Here is a 19,068-nt window from a genome sequence, read left to right as displayed (position 1 = left end):
GATGTATGATTTCTTTATGACTTGGCTATTACCATTACTCATTATAGTTGGCAAAACACTTCTCCTTTTGGTCGTTCTCTTGATTTTAGTTGCTTATCTTCTTTACGCGGATAGAAAAATTTGGGCGGCTGTGCAATTACGGCGTGGTCCAAATGTTGTTGGTCCGTGGGGGGTGTTGCAGTCTTTTGCAGATTTAATTAAATTTGTTGTTAAGGAGCCTATTATCCCCGCTGGTGCGAATAAGGGCGTTTTTCTTTTGGCACCATTCGTTTCTGCGACACTTGCTTTGTCAACGTGGGCTGTTATCCCTGTTAATGAGGGGTGGGAGATTGCCCATATTAATGTTGGTTTGCTTTATATCTTAGCTATTTCATCTCTTGAAGTGTATGGCGTTATTATGGGAGGGTGGGCGGCCAATTCCAAATATCCTTTCTTGGGAGCTCTTCGTTCAGCAGCACAGATGGTTTCTTATGAAGTTTCCATTGGGTTTGTACTTGTAACGGTCATTTTAATAAGTGGTTCATTGGATCTCACAACCATTGTTTATAAACAAAATCATGGGCTTGGAACGACTCTTGGTCTTCCTTTTAATAGTTTTCTTGATTGGAATTGGCTTGTTCTTTTTCCGATGTTTATTATATTTTTCATTTCCGCACTTGCAGAGACAAATCGTCCTCCCTTTGATTTAGTGGAAGCGGAATCTGAGCTTGTTGCTGGCCACATGGTTGAATATTCTTCAACGCCTTACATGCTTTTTTTTCTTGGAGAATATGTTGCTATTGTTTTAATGTGTGCATTAACAACTATTTTATTTTTAGGTGGTTGGTTGCCCCCTTTGGATGTTTGGTGGCTTAATTGGGTTCCTGGTGTTATTTGGTTTATTTTAAAAGTTTGTTTTGTATTTTTTTGGTTTGCTATGGTCAAAGCGTTTGTGCCACGTTATCGCTATGACCAACTCATGCGGCTTGGTTGGAAGATTTTTCTTCCTCTCTCACTAGCAATGGTTGTCATAACTGCTGCTTTTTTAAAGTATACTGGTTTTGCTTAAGAGGAGTTTTTACGATGTCAGGTCTTTTTCAGGCAGCAAAGTCACTCCTTTTATTAGAATTTGTGAGTGCTTTTTTCTTAGCCATGCGTCAATTTTTTGCGCCAAAGCCTACGATTAATTATCCTTATGAGAAGGGTTTTGTTTCTGAACGTTTTCGTGGGGAACACGCACTTCGTCGTTATCCAAATGGAGAAGAACGGTGTATTGCTTGTAAACTGTGTGAAGCAATTTGTCCCGCACAAGCGATTACCATTGAAGCAGGGCCGAGGCGTAATGATGGTACGCGTAGAACTGTTCGTTATGATATAGATATGGTGAAGTGTATTTACTGTGGTTTTTGTCAAGAAGCTTGTCCAGTTGAAGCTATTGTAGAAGGACCAAATTTTGAATTTGCCACAGAAACGCGAGAAGAACTTTATTATGATAAAGAAAAACTTTTGATGAATGGAGATCGCTGGGAGCGAGAAATTGCTCGCAATATATTGATAGATGCACCTTATCGTTAAGTGTATCATTTGAGGTGTCGGATAATTTTTCCGATAAATTGTAATCTGGTATAAAATTTTGTACCAATTTCGTAGTTAATTGAGGAGAAGCCTATGCTAACAGATCTAGCGGCGGCATTTTTCTATTTATTTGCTTTTATTATGCTTGCAAGTGCAGTTATTGTTGTAACTGCACGAAATCCTGTGCATTCTGTTTTATTTTTAATATTGGCATTTTTTAATGCTGCAGCTTTGTTTTTACTTGCAGGGGCAGAATTTTTGGGACTTATTCTCCTAGTTGTTTATGTTGGTGCTGTAGCCGTTTTATTTTTATTTGTCGTTATGATGCTTGATGTTGATTTTGCTGAGTTTAAAAGTGGTGCACTTCGGTATGCTCCTATTGGAGCTCTTGTTGGGAGTATTGTCGCTGGAGAATTAATTGTTGTTTTTGTAAGTAGCCATTTTTCTCCAGTTCTTAAAACACACATTACACAGCCAACACCAGACCTAGCACAGCGAACAAATACACAGGCATTAGGTGATATCATTTATACAGATTACGTTTTCTATTTTCAAACGGCTGGAATCATTTTATTGATTGCAATGATTGGTGCGATTGTTTTGACACTTCGCCATAAATCAGGTGTAAAGCGGCAATCTATAGCGGTACAAGTTTCTCGGACAGTAGAAAGTGCAATTGAAATCAAAAAAGTTGAATCAGGCAAGGGCATTTAAGGGGGGGCTATGCACATCGATATTACACATTATCTCATCGTTTCTGCTTTGATGCTTACAATCGGTATTGCTGGTATCTTTCTCAACAGAAAGAATGTCATTATTATCTTGATGTCCATTGAGCTTATATTGCTTTCAGTTAATCTCAATTTTGTGGCATTTTCAGCATTTCTTCATGATCTTGTGGGGCAGATATTTGCCTTATTTATCTTAACAGTAGCAGCTGCTGAAGCTGCAATTGGTTTGGCAATTCTTGTTGTTTTCTTCCGTAATCGTGGTTCTATTGCAGTTGAAGATGTTAATGTAATGAAAGGCTAACCAGTGATGTATTATACGATTGTCTTTCTTCCACTTTTGGGCTTTTTAATTGCTTCACTAGGAGGAAAAACTATAGGAGATCGCTCGAGTGAATTGATAACATGCAGCTTTATGGTAATTGTTGCCGCACTGTCATGGGTTGCTTTTTTAAATATTGCACTTGGTCATAGTCCAGTGGTTGAAATCTTGGTATTGCATTGGCTTGACGTTGGTGGTTTAAGTTTTGATTGGGCTCTCCATATTGATACATTAACAGCAGTTATGCTTATTGTTGTGAACAGTGTTTCGGCATTAGTGCATATTTATTCGATTGGTTATATGCATCATGATCCTTCAAGGTCTCGTTTTTTCTCTTATCTTTCTCTCTTTACATTTATGATGCTGATGTTGGTGACATCCAATAACTTACTGCAGATGTTTTTTGGCTGGGAAGGTGTGGGACTTGCGTCTTATTTGCTCATTGGTTTTTGGTTTCAGAGAGATTCTGCTAATAAAGCTGCGATGAAAGCCTTTGTGGTTAATCGTGTTGGAGATTTTGGTTTTCTGTTGGGAATCTTTAGTATTTTTGTTTTATTTCAATCGGTTGATTTTAATTCTATTTTTGCAAAAGCCGCAGACAATAGCTTCGTACAAAATATGACGTTTTTAGGCTGGCAGCTTGATGGACAAACAGCCATTACTGTTACATGTCTTTTGTTGTTTATTGGTGCAATGGGAAAATCAGCACAATTTCTTTTACATACATGGCTTCCTGATGCCATGGAGGGACCAACGCCTGTATCAGCGCTTATTCATGCAGCGACAATGGTAACGGCCGGTGTCTTTATGGTTGCGCGTATGTCACCAATTTTTGAACTTTCTTCAATTGCTTTGACTGTGATTGTTATTGTTGGAGCGACGACTGCGTTTTTTGCAGCAACTGTGGGATTGGTGCAGAATGATATTAAACGTGTTATTGCTTATTCTACATGTTCACAACTTGGTTATATGTTCGTTGCTCTTGGTCTTGGAGCTTATGGGGCAGCTGTTTTTCATCTTTTTACGCATGCTTTTTTTAAAGCCCTCTTGTTTCTTGGTGCAGGCTCTGTCATTCATGCTGTATCCGATGAACAAGATATGCGAAAAATGGGTGGGTTACGCAAGCATATAAAGATAACTTATTGGATGATGATGATAGGCACCATTGCCTTAACAGGAGTTGGGATTCCAGGAACAGTTTTCGGGACTGCTGGTTTTTTCTCCAAGGATGCGATTATAGAGTCTGCTTTTGCATCGCATAATATTGCGGCAGGATATGCTTTCTATCTTCTTGTTATTGCTGCCTTTTTAACAAGTTTTTACTCATGGCGGCTTATCTTTATGACATTTCATGGTAAACCACGCGCTACAGTTGATATTATGCATCATGTTCATGAATCTCCCCCAGTGATGTTGATTCCACTGTTTATTTTATCTCTTGGAGCAATATTTGCTGGTGTTGTTTTTCACCCTTATTTTTTTGGTGACTTATATGATACTTTTTGGAAGGGAGCATTATTTACAAGCAGCCACAACCACATTCTTCATGATGCGCATCATGTCTTTAATTGGGTAAAATGGTCACCTTTTATAGCGATGGTTCTTGGATTTACAATAGCCTATTTATTCTATATTTCTTTTCCTTCTCTTCCCAAAAAGTTGGCTGGAATTATGCCAGCGATGTATAACTTTCTGTACCAAAAATGGTATTTTGATCAATTATATCACTTTTTATTTGTTCGTTCTGCTTTCAGAATAAGTTTCTTTCTTTGGAAGGTGGGGGACGGTAAAATTATTGATGGTCTAGGTCCGAATGGTATTGCAGCACGTGTTGTTGATATTACAAATAGAGTTGTTCGGATGCAAACAGGCTATCTTTATCACTATGCATTTGCGATGCTGATAGGTGTTGCATTGCTGATCACATGGATGATGATCGGGGGCGTGAACTGATGATTGATTGGCCTATTCTTTCTACGGTTACATTTTTGCCGCTTGTAGGTGTGCTGCTCATTTTATTTATCAAAGATGATAGTGAGACAGCACGGCATAACATACGGAATGTAGCATTTTTTACGACTGTGTTTGTTTTTATTATTTCCCTAGTGATTTGGGCAGGCTTTGATTATACAAACACGCATTTTCAAATGGTTGAGAAAGTCAATTGGTTAGGAGGTGGCATTAGCTATCATATGGGTGTTGATGGTATTTCTATTCTTTTTGTTGTTCTCTCGGCTTTTCTTTTGCCTTTTTGTATTTTGGCAAGCTGGGAGAATGTGAAAGATAGATTAAAAGCTTATATGATTGCTTTTCTTCTCCTTGAAGTTGCAATTATTGGTGTTTTTTGCGCTCTTGATGCAATATTATTCTATGTGTTTTTTGAAGGCAGTCTCATCCCAATGTTTATTATTATAGGTGTTTGGGGTGGAGCACGTCGTGTTTATGCAAGTATAAAGTTTTTCTTATACACTTTACTTGGTTCAGTACTTATGCTGGTTGCTCTTATGGCTATGTATTGGCAGGTTGGAACACTTGATATACCAACTTTACTCAATTATCAATTTCCTGCACATATGCAAATATGGTTATGGTTAGCATTCTTTGCTTCTTTTGCTGTTAAAATGCCCATGTGGCCGGTTCACACATGGCTCCCTGATGCCCATGTGGAAGCACCAACGGCAGGTTCGGTTATTTTAGCTGGTGTTTTGCTCAAATTGGGTGGTTATGGTTTTCTGCGTTTTTCTTTACCAATGTTTCCTATTGCTTCAGCTGATTTTGCACCTTTGGTTTTCACGTTATCGCTTATTGCTATTATTTACACATCTTTGGTTGCACTCGTTCAAAATGATATAAAGAAGTTGATTGCCTATTCCTCAATAGCGCATATGGGGTACGTGACGATGGGAATTTTTGCTGCAAATGAACAAGGTATCCAAGGCGCTATTTATCAGATGCTATCCCATGGAATTGTTTCAGCAGCTTTATTTCTTTGTGTTGGAGTTATTTATGATCGCTTGCATACACGTGAAATTTCAGCATTTGGTGGTTTAGTGAATAACATGCCCAAATATGCTGTTGTTTTCTTAATCTTTACTATGGCAAATGTTGGATTACCTGGTAGCTCAGGATTTTTAGGTGAATTCTTAACCTTAATAGGTGTTTTTCAAGTGAATAAATTGGTTGTTGTTTTTGCTACAACTGGCGTTATTTTATCGGCTGCCTATGCACTTTATCTTTATCGGCGTGTGGTTTTTGGTTCTTTGGATAAAGAGAATTTAAAAGTCCTTATAGATCTTTCTTCAAGAGAGAAATTGATTCTTTATCCAATGGTTGTTCTTACAATATTTTTTGGTGTCTATCCAACGCCACTTCTTAAAGCAACGGCGTTTTCCGTAGAAGCCCTCATCAATAAACTGCACTAGATAGGGAAGAATACACATGCAAACTGAAATAATAGCACAATTAGTATTAGTTCTTCCAGAGATTCTCATAGCATTAGGAGGCGTTGCATTACTTTTAATTGGTGTTTATTCCAGTGCGCGTTCCTTTTTAACTGTAACGGGTCTAGCAATTGCCCTTCTTGTTGCAACCATTATTATTATTGTTGTTTTTCCGAAAAGCGGCTTATTTCAAACCAATGCCCTCATTATTGACTCTTTTGGTCGTTATATGAAAATTCTAACGCTTGTTGGTGCACTTTTTGCTGTTATTATGTCTGTTGGTTTTACCAGTTCTCAAAAGTTCAATATATTTGAATTTCCTGTGCTGGTTCTTTTTGCAACTCTTGGCATGATGCTGATGATTTCAGCGGGTAATATGCTATCACTTTATATGGGGTTGGAATTACAATCCCTAGCTTTATATGTTCTTGCTGCAATCAATCGTGATAATGTAAAATCTTCTGAAGCTGGTATAAAATATTTTGTTTTAGGAGCGTTATCTTCAGGATTACTGCTTTATGGTATTTCTCTGCTTTATGGCTTTACTGGTCAAATTGGTTTTCACGAAATTTCCACTGCTTTAAAAGGTGAAAGCTTACAATTGGGAGTTATTTTTGCAATTGTTTTTATTTTAGCAGGTTTGGCTTTTAAAATTTCTGCAGTTCCATTTCATATGTGGACACCTGATGTTTATGAAGGAGCACCAACACCTATTACAGCATTTTTTGCTGGTGCTCCTAAAATTGCTGCGATGGCACTCATTATTCGTGTTATTGTTATGACCTTTATTCCACTGGAGAATACTGACGGCTCTATACCTGCATGGCAGCAAATTTTGGTGTTCATGGCGATTACATCGATGCTCCTTGGTGCATTTGCTGCAATTGGTCAGAGCAATATTAAGCGTTTAATGGCTTATTCATCAATTGGTCATATGGGATATGCCCTTGTTGGTTTAGCTTCTGGTGATATGCTTGGAATAAAAAGTGTTATTCTTTATATGACTATTTATCTTGGTATGACGCTTGGTTCATTTGCTTTTATTCTTGGGATGCGCTCGAGTAATGGACATGTTGAAAATATTTATGATCTTTCAGGGCTCATAAAGACGAATCCGTTTATGGCTGTTGTGATGACAATACAACTTTTCTCTCTAGCAAGCATACCACCTATGGCTGGTTTTTTTGGGAAATGGTATACATTTTCTGCTGCAGTCCATGCTGGACTTACTCCCCTCGCTGTTATTGGGATGATAGCGTCTGTTGTTGGAACTTTTTATTATTTGCGAGTCATCAAAATTATGTGGTTCGACGATGCAAAAGCATCTTTTGTTGTGTTATCAAAAGAGTTGCAGTTTTGTCTCGGACTTTCTGCATTATTTGTTTTATTTTATATGCTTTTTGGAGTCTGGTTCATGGAATTGGCAGAAAAAGCAGCAGCTGCATTGTTTTAATATGGTCTATATTTTATCAGAATTTGCACAAAAACAAGGATACACTGTTGAAGCATACGAAAGCGTTGATTCAACAAATCTCATTGCACAGCAGAAAGCGCAAGCTGGTCACAAAGGTTATCTTTGGGTTGTTGCACAAGAACAAACACAGGGAAGAGCAAGAAGAGGGAGGACATGGTCTAGTCCGAAAGGGAATCTTTATTCTAGCCTTTTATTAATTGATGGCATTGTTCATCAAACTGCTGCTCAGCTTGGTTTTGTTGCTGGAGTAAGTGTGGTAGAGACCATAGAACAATTTACAGAAAATGAAAAGCAAAAGAGCGATATCGTTAGCTTAAAATGGCCAAATGATATTTTGCTGAGAGGAGCAAAAAGTGCCGGAATTTTGCTCGAGATTTTTAAATCGCCATCACAACATTCAGCATTGGTTGTTGGTATTGGGATAAATGTAAGACATCATTATGAAAACGCTCCCTATCTCACTTCAAGCTTAAAGAATATTGGTTTGGATATTGAAATAGAACAGTTATTTACGGTTTTAACGGAGTGTTTTGCTAAAAATTACTTTCTTTGGAAACAGCTTGGAGGATGTGATGTAATCCGCGAAAAATGGCTTTTATATTCTGCTCACCTTGGGCAGCATGTCAAAATAGTGAATGATGAAAAAATCATCGAAGGTGTTTTTGATGGTCTTGATCGTGATTTTAACTGCATCATAAAACAAAAAAATGGTGAGAAAAGCATTATAACAGCTGGAGATGTTCATTTTGGTTCGGCAGCTTCTGTTCATGCAGATCGTTACTAATTTATCAAATTTTATTTTACTGTCAGATTGCCTTAATGATTGAGGAGATGTCTATGGTTTCAGCCAATGAGAATGAGTTTGTTTTTTTACCTTTAGGAGGAGTAGGTGAAATAGGAATGAATCTGGCTGCTTACGGATTTGGACCACAGAATCTGCGTGAATGGCTGCTTGTTGATATGGGAGTTAGTTTTGCTGGTCCTGAATTACCAGGAGCAGATCTTATCCTCCCTGATATTCGTTTTCTGGAAAGTGAAAAACACAATGTACGTGGTCTTGTTTTAACCCATGCTCACGAAGATCACTATGGTGGTGTTCTTGATTTATGGCCAAAGCTTAAAGTCCCACTTTACTGTACACCTTTTACGGCAGGATTATTGGAATCTAAAAGACAATCAGATTTTGAATCTTATAAAATTTCCCTCAATATTTTTCAAGCTGGTGATTGTTTTCAGGTAGGTTCCTTTGCGCTAGAGGCTATAGCTGTTAACCACTCGATACCAGAATCTGTATCTTTGGCAATTACAACGTCTTTAGGCACTGTAATTCACACTGGTGATTGGAAAATTGATCGTACACCTTCACTTGGGCCTGTAACGGATGAAAAACGATTACGCGTTCTAGGCAATAAAGGTATTTTGGCATTGCTTTGTGATTCTACAAATGCATGTCGGGATGGTATAACACCATCAGAACAGCAAGTTCAGACAAGCCTCTGTGAAGTTTTTTCAAAAGTTGAAGGGCGCGTCGTACTTGCAACTTTTTCCTCTAATATTGGTCGAATACGTTCTATTGCTCTTGCTGCTGAATCCGTTGGGCGCAAGGTTCTTGTTGTTGGACGCTCTCTAAAACGAAGTATTATGGTTGCTCAAGAGCTTGGTTATATGGATGGTTTAGCACCATTTGTGACAGAAGATGATTATGGGTATATTCCACGGAAAAATCTCGTTTTAGTCGTAACAGGGAGTCAAGGGGAATCGAGTGCGGCTTTAGCTAAACTGTCACGTGGTGAAATGAGAAATATTGCACTTTCTATTGGTGATACTGTTATTTATTCATCACGCAGTATTCCAGGAAACGAGAAAGCTATCCTTGAGATACGAAATCGTTTTATCGATAGGGGCATAAAAGTTATTACGAATGAAGATGCTCTTGTTCATGTTTCTGGTCACCCCCGTCGCTTAGAACTTTTACAAATGTATGATTGGATAAAACCACAAATCCTTGTTCCTGTGCATGGTGAGGCAATACATCTTACTGCTCAGGCGGATTTAGCACGTCAAGCAGGTATTAAAATTGTTAGGGATATTAGAAATGGTCATATGCTGCGCCTTGCACCAGAGCCAGTAGAAGTTATTGATCAAGTTCCTGTTGGTCGTCTCTATAAAGATGGTTGTCTTATTGGTGATGAAGATGAATTAGGAATTCGGGAACGTCGAAAATTAAGTTACGCTGGTCACGTTGCTGTCTCTCTCCATATGAATAGCAAGCATGAGTTATTGGGTGATGTCGGTTTTACCACATTCGGTCTGCCTGAAAGCAATGGAAAAGGAGGAAAATTGAAAGATATTCTTTTAGATATTGTAGAGAATACAGTTTATAGCATCCCACGCATAAAACGAAAAAATAATGACCTCATTCGAGAAGCAACGCGGCGTGCAGTGAGAGCAGCTGTTTATGAAATTTGGCAAAAAAAGCCACTCTGTACAGTTTTTTTACATCGATCAAAATAAAGTATTTGAGTATTGCGTTATTTTCTTTTTAATGAAGAAAAAGAGAAGGGACAGATCATTTTATTGCTAAAAGCAAGCGTCAGAAGCAAGAGATTCCCTAAATTTTTTAATAATCTGTTCGTTATGTTTGCAAGCATTCAGAATGTCGCTATAGATAAGTATATACTCTATTTAAATTGTTCTTATATGATAGGTCTGATTAGGAGTTAGTTATTTCAATGCGTCTTTCTCAATATTTCCTTCCACTTTTAAAAGAAAATCCTAAGGAAGCAGAAATTGTTTCTCATCGATTGATGTTACGTGCCGGTATGATTCGTCAACAAACCTCAGGAATTTATTCTTGGCTTCCTTTGGGGAAAAAAGTACTTGATAAAGTTTGTAAGATTATTCGTGAGGAGCAAGAACGAGCAGGTACCATAGAAATATTAATGCCTACAATTCAGTCTGCAGATCTTTGGCGTGAAAGTGGTCGTTACGATGATTACGGTTTGGAAATGCTCCGTATTAAAGATCGGCAAGAGCGTGATTTACTCTATGGTCCAACAAACGAAGAGATGGTAACAGATATTTTCCGTTCCTATGTTCGTTCTTATAAAGATCTTCCGCTTAATTTGTATCAGATTCAATGGAAGTTTCGTGATGAAATCCGTCCACGTTTTGGTGTGATGCGTTCACGAGAATTTTTAATGAAAGATGCTTATTCTTTTGATCTTGATTATGAAGGTTCTCAAACATCATATAATCGCATGTTTATTGCTTATTTACGTACTTTTTCTCGACTTGGCTTAAAGGCAATTCCTATGCGTGCTGATACAGGCCCAATTGGTGGTGAACTTAGCCATGAATTTATTATTTTAGCAGAAACTGGAGAAAGTGCTATATTCTGTGATAGACAATTTCTTGAACTCACGGTTCCAGACAGTTCAATCGATTTTAGTGATAAAACTGTTTTGGCTGATATTGTTAAACAGTGGACGTCTTTTTATGCAGCGACAGAGGAAATGCATAATGAAGAAGAGTGGGCTAGAGTTTCTGATCAAAAACGTCTTTCAGCGCGTGGCATTGAAGTAGGGCATATTTTTCACTTTGGTACGAAATATTCTGTACCCATGGGAGCAAAAGTTATGGGACAAGACGGAAAAGAGCATGTCGTTTCTATGGGGTCTTATGGTATTGGACCTTCACGTCTTGTTGCAGCCGCGATTGAAGCTTCTCATGATGAAAATGGTATTATTTGGCCAAAGCCGATTGCTCCGTTTGATGTGGGTATCATCAATATGAAGCCTGATGATGAGAAATGCACATATGCGTGTGAAACTCTCTATCAGGGATTAAGACATGCTGGTTTTGATCCATTATTAGATGATAGAAAAGAGCGTCCTGGATCGAAATTTGCAACGATGGATCTCATTGGCTTGCCAACACAAATCATTGTCGGACCTAAAAGCATTACACAAAATGAAGTTGAAATGAAAGATCGAAAAACAGGTGTCAAAGAATCCTTAACGGTTGAAGATGTACTCAAACAGTTTTCTGTAGTTTGATAGGCAATGTTATGAAGAGGTTGAGCAGTAAATGGTTTTCATCTTATGAGTGGATGATCGCTTTTCGTTATATGATTCCCAATAAAAAACATGTTGTAGCATCTGTGATTTCCATCATTTCTCTGATTGGCATTATGCTGGGAGTGTTTGCTTTAGTCGTCGTTATGGCTGTGATGAATGGTTTCCGTACAGAGCTTCTCAACCGTATTCTTGGTATGAATGGGCACCTTGTTGTTCAAGCAGTTGATTCCGGTTTTACCGATTATAAAACTCTTATTTCTTCTTTAGAAGCTGTGAATGGTGTAAAGTTTTCTCTACCTGTTATTGAAGGGCAAGCGCTTGTTCAAGGTGAGCTTCAAGGAGGGGCAGGTGCGTTAGTTCGCGGTATGCGCAAACAGGATTTAGAGAAGCTTAAAACAGTCTCTCAAAATATTAAGTTAGGTTCACTTGCGCTCTTTGATAAAGAGGAAGGTGTTGCAATTGGCAGTGGTTTGGCGGAAAAATTAGGACTTACCGTTGGGCGTGATCTTCGTATTATTACTCCAGATGGCGATGCCACTCCTTTTGGAGTAACGCCACGTGTTAAAGCGTATAAAGTGACAGCTATTTTTGAAGTTGGTATGTCTGATTATGATTCAATATTCGTTTTTATGCCTCTTCATGAAGCGCAAATGTTTTTTAATTTGGGAGATACGGTTCAATCTTTAGAATTATTTTTGAATAATCCTGATGCCGTTGATCGAATAAAACCAGTTATAGAAAAAGCTATAGGTCAACAAGTTTATTTAATTGATTGGCGTGAGCGCAATCAGGCTTTTTTTTCAGCCTTACAAATTGAACGCAATGTTATGTTTTTTATTCTTTCTCTGATTGTTCTTGTTGCGGCTTTGAATATTATTTCAGGACTCATTATGCTTGTAAAAGATAAAAGCCATGATATTGCGATTTTACGTACGATGGGTGCACAACAAAGTGCGATTTTACGTATATTTATTGTCACAGGCATGATGATTGGATTCATTGGAACAATATTAGGCTTAATTTTCGGTGTGATAGCGACCGCGAATATTAATCATATCCAAGATTTTATTTCTTGGTTATTTAATGTCGATGTTTTTAATCCTCAACTTTACTTTTTGACAAAATTGCCTGCGCAAATTGAATGGGGACAGACAGTTCTCGTTGCCATAATGGCTTTATTTTTATCATTTTTAGCAGCTCTTATTCCGGCATGGCGTGCTGCTAAGCTGGATCCTGTCCAAGCTTTGAGGTATGAATAATGACGGCTATTTTAGAGCTTGTAGAGATTGAGCAACATTTTTTTGAGAGTCATAAGCCTCTCATTATTTTAGATAAGGCAAATTTTATTCTTAATCGCGGAGAACTTGTTGCACTTGTAGCACCATCTGGTGCAGGAAAATCAACTCTGCTTCATATTGCAGGATTATTAGAAAAACCAACGGCTGGTGATGTGATGTTACGGGGAGTTTCTTGCGCAAAACGTTCTGATAGTGAGCGAACAGCCATTAGACGAAATGATATCGGTTTTGTCTATCAATTTCATCATTTGCTTCCAGAATTTACAGCTTTAGAAAATGTTATGATACCACAAATGATAGCGGGATTTAAAAAATCTCTTGCAGAAGATCGTGCACTTAAATTGCTGACATATCTGCGTATTTCTCATCGCGCCAATCATCGCCCATCAGAATTATCAGGTGGAGAACAACAACGTGTCGCTATTGCACGTGCAGTAGCAAATGGTCCTTCAGTTCTTTTGGCGGATGAACCTACCGGAAATCTTGATCCTGTAACTTCAGCTTATGTTTTTCAAGCTTTATCCGCGCTTGTTCGTCAATCTGGTCTTTCTGCTCTTATTGCAACGCATAATTATGCTTTGGCTAAACAAATGCATCGTCGAATTACACTCAAAGAAAAGAAGATTATTGAACTTCCCTAGATGAGGGTGCAGAATTTATTCTACAAATTGGAAATTTAACTTATACATCATCACTTAATTCAAGGAGACATTTATGGCAGTTTTTGTCGTTGACGAAAATCAATTGGATGTGCGTCGTCGCCGATTGATTTTTCGTGCATGGCACCGCGGTATTCGTGAGATGGATCTCATTTTTGGACACTATGTAGATGCACATATTGCTGGGATGAGTGATAAAACGGTTTCTGAACTTGAGTATATTATGTCTTTTGATGATCGTGATTTATTAACGTGGATTACAGGAGAAACTTCCCCTCCCGTAGAAGTTAATAGTCCACTTTTTCGTGACATTGTAAATTATCATGTTTGCGTAGATTTAAATTGATTCAAATGTCTATATTTAAAAAAATTATCATTCCCCAAGACATCTCTACTCCCATGATTTTTGATGGGATTACCGATGGATTTGAAGCTTTTGCACTTGCTCAATTGCGTTCAAAAATTGCACATGATAAGCCACTTATTTATGTTATTCGTGATGGAACAAAAATTTCCCATTTACAGCAAGTTTTAAATTTTATTGAGCCCAATTTACCTGTACTTCAATTTCCTGCATGGGACTGTTTACCCTATGATCGGGTCTCACCTGGAAGTGCTGTTATGGCACGTCGGCTTTCGACTTTGGCTCATATAACAAGTTTGCGTAAAAATCCACACGCTGCAATTATATTAACAACAGCAAATGCAATTATGCAAAAATTGCCTCCTCGTGAAATAATTGAAACTCAAGTAATTCACGCACGTGTTGGCCAGCGTACGGGGATGGAGCATTTCATTCAATTTTTAGAATCTAATGGTTTTGAGCGTGTTACGGTTGTTCGTGATGTTGGTGAATTTGCTGTGAGAGGAGGAATTCTTGATATTTTTTCTCCGATTGATGTTGAACCATTACGGCTTGATTTTTTTGGAGACACTCTAGAGACCATCCGTGTATTTGATCCTGCCACCCAAAGAACCACAAGCAAACGAACGGAATTTCTTCTACACTCAATGAGTGAGGTTGTTCTTACTGCTGAATGCATTAGCAGATTTAAAAGCAACTATATTCGTACATTTGGTGTGTCACAAAAAAAGAACATGCTGTATGAAGCTCTTTCTCAAGGGCGACGTTTTTCCGGTATGGAACATTGGTTGCCCTTTTTTTATGAGAAACTTGATAGTTTTTTTGATCATTGTGGTAATTTAGCAGTTGTTTTTGAACATCTTATAGAAGAAGTGCTTATCGAACGCTATCGCCTTATTGAAGATTATTATAATGCGCGCAAAGAGCATGAAAATGATAAAGCAAATCCTACTTCTTATCATCCGATAGAGCCTAGCCTTCTTTATTTAACACCAGAGCGTGTCGCAGAAATCACTAGAACATCCGGACAACGTATTGATTTTACGCCTTTTAATGTTCCGCAAACTTTTGGAAAAACGGTTATTCACGCAAATGTTAAACTGGGATATGATTTTGTAAAAGAGCGCAATGCACAGGAGAAAAATGTTTTTTCAAGTGTCGCTCATCATGTTGCTTCATTGCGTGTTGCTGGCAAGAAGGTATTATTAGCCGGTTGGAGTGAAGGATCTCTCACACGTTTGCTGCAGGTTCTAGATGAACATGGAGTAAAAAAAATAGATGTTGTAAAATCATTACAAACGGTACAAGCAACACCACGTGATCGTATAACTGCAGCTGTTATACGAATAGAGCATGGTTTTGAAGTGGAGGATTTTGCTCTCATAACAGAGCAAGATATTCTCGGTGACCGATTCATAAGATCACCCAAACGACGGAAGCACAATACAAACTTTATTTCTGAAATTGCAGCTTTAAATTCTGGCGATATGGTTGTGCATGTCGACCATGGTATTGGGCAATTTGTTGGTCTTAAAACGATTACAACAACCGGAATTTTACGAGATTGTCTTGAAATTAAATATGCTGGAGGCGATAGGCTTTTTTTACCTGTTGAAAATATCGAACTTCTTTCACGTTATGGATCGGAAGGAACGGATGTTACATTAGACAAGTTAGGTGGTGTTGCTTGGCAAGCACGCAAAACACGACTTAAAAAACATTTATTGGAAATGGCAGGACAATTAATTCGTATAGCGGCAGAGCGTGCTATGCGTTCTGCATCTGCTTTGGTTCCGCCAATTGGACCATTTGATGAATTTGTTGCACGCTTTCCCTATGAAGAAACAGAAGATCAAATGAATGCTATTGATGCTGTATTAGATGATTTGGCATCAGGCAAACCAATGGATCGCTTAATATGTGGCGATGTTGGCTTTGGAAAAACAGAAGTTGCCATTCGAAGTGCTTTTGTTGCCGCTTTAAGTGGATATCAGGTTGCTGTGGTTGTGCCGACAACTTTACTTTCACGACAACATTACAAAACTTTTCTTTCACGTTTTCAAGGATTGCCCATTAAAATTGGTCATGCATCAAGGCTTGTGAAAACTAAAGAACTTGCACAAGTCAAAAAGGGTATTGCAGATGGTACGATTGATATTGTTATTGGCACACATGCACTCTTAAGTGATGCCGTTAATTTTTTACGGTTAGGACTTCTTATCATTGATGAAGAGCAACATTTTGGTGTAAAACACAAAGAGCGTTTAAAAGAGCTTAAAAGTGATATTCACGTTCTCACACTCTCGGCAACTCCCATACCGCGCACTTTAGGACTCGCATTATCAGGGGTACGGGAATTGTCATTGATAACCACTCCTCCCATTGATAGAATGGCGGTTCGTACTTTTATTTCACCGTTTGATTCACTGGTTATACGCGAGACATTGCTTCGAGAATATTACCGTGGTGGACAAAGTTTTTATGTTTGTCCTCGTATTTCTGATCTTGTCTCTGTAGAAGAGTACCTCAAAACACATGTACCTGAACTCAAATTCGTTGTTGCTCATGGGCAAATGCCAGCTGGACAACTTGATGATATTATGAATGCATTTTATGATGGACAATATGATGTTTTGCTGTCAACAACCATCATTGAATCAGGACTTGATATTCCAACAGCGAATACATTAATTGTACATCGTGCTGAGTTGTTTGGTCTTGCTGCTCTTTATCAATTACGTGGTAGGGTAGGGCGTTCAAAACAACGTGCTTACGCACTTTTTACCTATCCTTCAGGTAGAGTTTTAACGCCTGCTGCTGATCGTCGTCTTAAAGTTTTACAATCTCTGGATAGCTTAGGAGCTGGTTTTCAATTGGCAAGTCATGACATGGATATTCGTGGCTCAGGAAATTTTTTGGGTGAAGAGCAATCAGGACATATCAAAGAGGTTGGATTTGAACTCTATCAAAAAATGCTTGAAGAAGCCGTTGCTGAATTAAAAGATGGCAAACAAGATGAGGACCAACAATGGTCTCCTCAAATTTCATTTGGTACAACAGTAATGATACCAGAAAGTTTTGTACCTGATTTACCATTACGCATGGGGCTTTATCGTCGTTTAACAGAACTTAATAATTTAGAACAAATAGATGAATTTGCTGCCGAATTAATAGATCGCTTTGGTCCTTTGCCATTGGAGGTCCAACATCTTCTTAAAGTCTTTTATATTAAAACCTTGTGTCGAAAAGCACATGTGGAAAAATTAGATACAGGACCAAAGGGAGTTGTTATACAATTCCGAAATAATTATTTCGCAAACAGTGTGGCGCTTGTCCAGTGGATCGGAAAACAAGGTCCAATGGCAAAAATTAGACCAGATCAAACTATAGCTCTTATTCGTGATTGGTCAACTGTCGATGAAAGGCTCACTGGAGCAGCAACAATCATGACACAGCTTGTAGAAATGGCAGAACATCATTCTGTTTAAAAATTTTCCTACATTATCTTTATATTAAAAATAATTTAAAAACTACAATAACTATAAAAAATATAAATTATGTATCATATTAATAAAATAAAAGTAGTTTTTGACAATTAATAATTTTATAAATAGTAGAAAATAATAAAAATATAAATATATTAAATAAGTTTCTTATACAGTTTTTAACAAGCTAGAATATACTAAATTAAGTATTATTATAAAATGAACTGTTTTAAATACAAAAAAATGCAAATGATCAGTTTAATTTATCATCTATAACTATAAACTTATTGTCTTCTATATAGAGAATTGTTTTGTGGCATAATATTAATTTATACACTATCTGTTAGTGTAACATCTTATTGTAGAATATTGACTTTTTTCATCCTATGAAGAAAATATAACAAGAGTGAATAGAACTAAGTTTTACCGAACCATTCTTGAATATAAAAAAGCATACGGCTTATAATATTTTTTCTTTTATTTGGCAAAACTATATTATGCACTCCCTCAAATGCTTTGCAAACCATAGGTATATTTTCTAAAGATGAATCTCCACGTACAACAGCATTTATTATATTGTCATATAACTCTTTTTTATAATTATAAGGTCCTGTTTTTAGAAGTTCTTTAATGCCTTTGACTAACTTTAGATCTATTGACTGGATTGCATCTTTTGCCCAACTGAAATCCTTTTTTTTCCAACCGAAATCTTTGCGCAAAACAGCAGCTATATCACTATGCAAGATGCTTTCAAAGGTTCTGCAAGCAACAACAAAAATAAGATAGTTTTTCATTATCTCATCATTACCTAAAACATTTTCAGTTACTTTCCATTCATTAAAAAATTGAATTCTTTCTAAATATTCCCTTGCTTTAAGGCGCTTTTCTTCATATTCTTTTTCCTCGTACTCTTGCGCGATGTATGTTCTATATATCAATTTAAGTTTTCCTTCAGCTAACTTCCCTAGTTTTAAAGTAAGCCTGAAATGTTCCTCACTGAGGTCATCCTGTTTTTGCAAAAGCTTATTCTGTTCATGCAAAATCTTGTAGTGTTTTATACGAGGAGTACGTTTTATCAAAAGATTCAACGTATCCAGTTTTTCCTCAATGAATTCAATTTCACTGTCAACAATAATTTTTCTATCTTTAAAACGTTGATATTTTTCATCAAGAGTTTCATTAAAAAGAAATGCAGCATAAACATTTTTTACTCCACATATCAAAGCAAGTAATAAAAATATTATATTCAACAATCTTTGTAATGAGGAAATCATCTTATCTCACTTCGATAAATGGTACTCTCTATTTTTAATAGCGCGCTTTTTAATATATTAGCCTGATGATATCAACTCAATTATATACAATATGTGTAAAATATGTCAGTTAAAACACTCAAAAATTTTTATATTTTACCAAAATATCACTTTTAATTAATATATATCGATACAATATTTTTTTTAATGACAGTAATAGATTCATATGATTTTTAGAAAGAAGGAGATGGTTTCTTTATTACAAAAATTACTCTTTTTTCCCCTTATATGGCGCTTGATCTGGGGGCAGTGGCCAATGATTTAAGCAAAAACAGTTTTGGCGGTAGTTTGGTAGGAGCAACTCTTGGTTTCCATTCAACTGGAGATATTACGGATGTTGATGTGTCATATT

The 19,068-nt window shown here is 37.2% G+C and carries 15 protein-coding genes; 14 read left to right on the top strand and 1 reads right to left on the bottom strand.

The annotated features are described in order from the left end of the window. The first annotated feature begins 1 nt into the window (after position 1). From nuoH to mfd, 14 genes are all read left to right on the top strand, one after another. A complete protein-coding gene (nuoH, locus tag PVV68_RS06845) occupies positions 2-1,048 on the top strand; it encodes an NADH-quinone oxidoreductase subunit NuoH (protein ID WP_273721364.1) in 1,047 nt (348 codons plus the stop codon). Positions 1,049-1,062: 14 nt separating this feature from the next. Next, positions 1,063-1,554 carry an NADH-quinone oxidoreductase subunit NuoI gene (gene nuoI / locus PVV68_RS06840; RefSeq protein ID WP_273721347.1) on the top strand — a complete coding sequence of 164 codons (492 nt, stop codon included), beginning with the start codon at positions 1,063-1,065 and terminating at the stop codon, positions 1,552-1,554. A gap of 93 nt (positions 1,555-1,647) precedes the next feature. Beyond that, entirely contained in the window at positions 1,648-2,268 is a 621-nt protein-coding gene (locus PVV68_RS06835) for an NADH-quinone oxidoreductase subunit J (protein ID WP_273721346.1), read from the top strand. A 9-nt stretch (positions 2,269-2,277) separates the two neighbouring features. After that, the gene (gene nuoK / locus PVV68_RS06830) at positions 2,278-2,586 is read left to right on the top strand and encodes an NADH-quinone oxidoreductase subunit NuoK (RefSeq protein ID WP_273721345.1); all 309 of its coding nucleotides are present in this window, start codon (positions 2,278-2,280) and stop codon (positions 2,584-2,586) included. 6 nt (positions 2,587-2,592) lie between these two features. After that, positions 2,593-4,557, top strand: coding sequence for an NADH-quinone oxidoreductase subunit L (nuoL, locus tag PVV68_RS06825; RefSeq protein WP_273721362.1), 1,965 nt, complete (start codon positions 2,593-2,595; stop codon positions 4,555-4,557). Further along, positions 4,557-6,026 (top strand): NADH-quinone oxidoreductase subunit M, encoded by a 1,470-nt coding sequence (locus PVV68_RS06820; RefSeq protein WP_273721360.1) that lies wholly within the window; start codon positions 4,557-4,559, stop codon positions 6,024-6,026. Before nuoL ends, PVV68_RS06820 begins: the two co-directional genes overlap by 1 nt. Before the next feature lie 16 nt (positions 6,027-6,042). Beyond that, positions 6,043-7,497, top strand: a complete 1,455-nt coding sequence (nuoN, locus tag PVV68_RS06815; protein ID WP_273721344.1) for an NADH-quinone oxidoreductase subunit NuoN — start codon at positions 6,043-6,045, stop codon at positions 7,495-7,497. Position 7,498: 1 nt separating this feature from the next. Continuing rightward, positions 7,499-8,302, top strand: coding sequence for a biotin--[acetyl-CoA-carboxylase] ligase (locus PVV68_RS06810; RefSeq protein ID WP_273721343.1), 804 nt, complete (start codon positions 7,499-7,501; stop codon positions 8,300-8,302). A 53-nt stretch (positions 8,303-8,355) separates the two neighbouring features. Then, positions 8,356-10,032: a ribonuclease J gene (locus tag PVV68_RS06805; protein ID WP_273721341.1), complete on the top strand. Its 1,677-nt coding sequence runs from the start codon at positions 8,356-8,358 to the stop codon at positions 10,030-10,032. Between the two features lie 218 nt (positions 10,033-10,250). Continuing rightward, a complete protein-coding gene (proS, locus tag PVV68_RS06800; RefSeq protein WP_273721339.1) occupies positions 10,251-11,576 on the top strand; it encodes a proline--tRNA ligase in 1,326 nt (441 codons plus the stop codon). Positions 11,577-11,587: 11 nt separating this feature from the next. Continuing rightward, entirely contained in the window at positions 11,588-12,856 is a 1,269-nt protein-coding gene (locus PVV68_RS06795; RefSeq protein ID WP_273721337.1) for a lipoprotein-releasing ABC transporter permease subunit, read from the top strand. Further along, entirely contained in the window at positions 12,856-13,536 is a 681-nt protein-coding gene (locus PVV68_RS06790) for an ABC transporter ATP-binding protein (RefSeq protein WP_273721334.1), read from the top strand. Before PVV68_RS06795 ends, PVV68_RS06790 begins: the two co-directional genes overlap by 1 nt. A gap of 73 nt (positions 13,537-13,609) precedes the next feature. Next, positions 13,610-13,900: a succinate dehydrogenase assembly factor 2 gene (locus PVV68_RS06785; protein WP_273721332.1), complete on the top strand. Its 291-nt coding sequence runs from the start codon at positions 13,610-13,612 to the stop codon at positions 13,898-13,900. 5 nt (positions 13,901-13,905) lie between these two features. Beyond that, on the top strand, positions 13,906-17,406 hold the full coding sequence (mfd, locus tag PVV68_RS06780) for a transcription-repair coupling factor (protein ID WP_273721330.1): 3,501 nt from the start codon (positions 13,906-13,908) through the stop codon (positions 17,404-17,406). A gap of 413 nt (positions 17,407-17,819) precedes the next feature. Here the strand turns inward: mfd and PVV68_RS06775 are convergent, their stop codons facing one another. Then, positions 17,820-18,677: a hypothetical protein gene (locus PVV68_RS06775; protein ID WP_273721329.1), complete on the bottom strand. Its 858-nt coding sequence runs from the start codon at positions 18,675-18,677 to the stop codon at positions 17,820-17,822. Between the last annotated feature and the right edge of the window lie 391 nt (positions 18,678-19,068).

Origin of the sequence: Bartonella sp. ML69XJBT, assembly GCF_028618515.1 — a bacterium.
Taxonomy (GTDB): domain Bacteria; phylum Pseudomonadota; class Alphaproteobacteria; order Rhizobiales; family Rhizobiaceae; genus Bartonella.
This window is presented reverse-complemented; position numbering and strand designations above follow the sequence as displayed.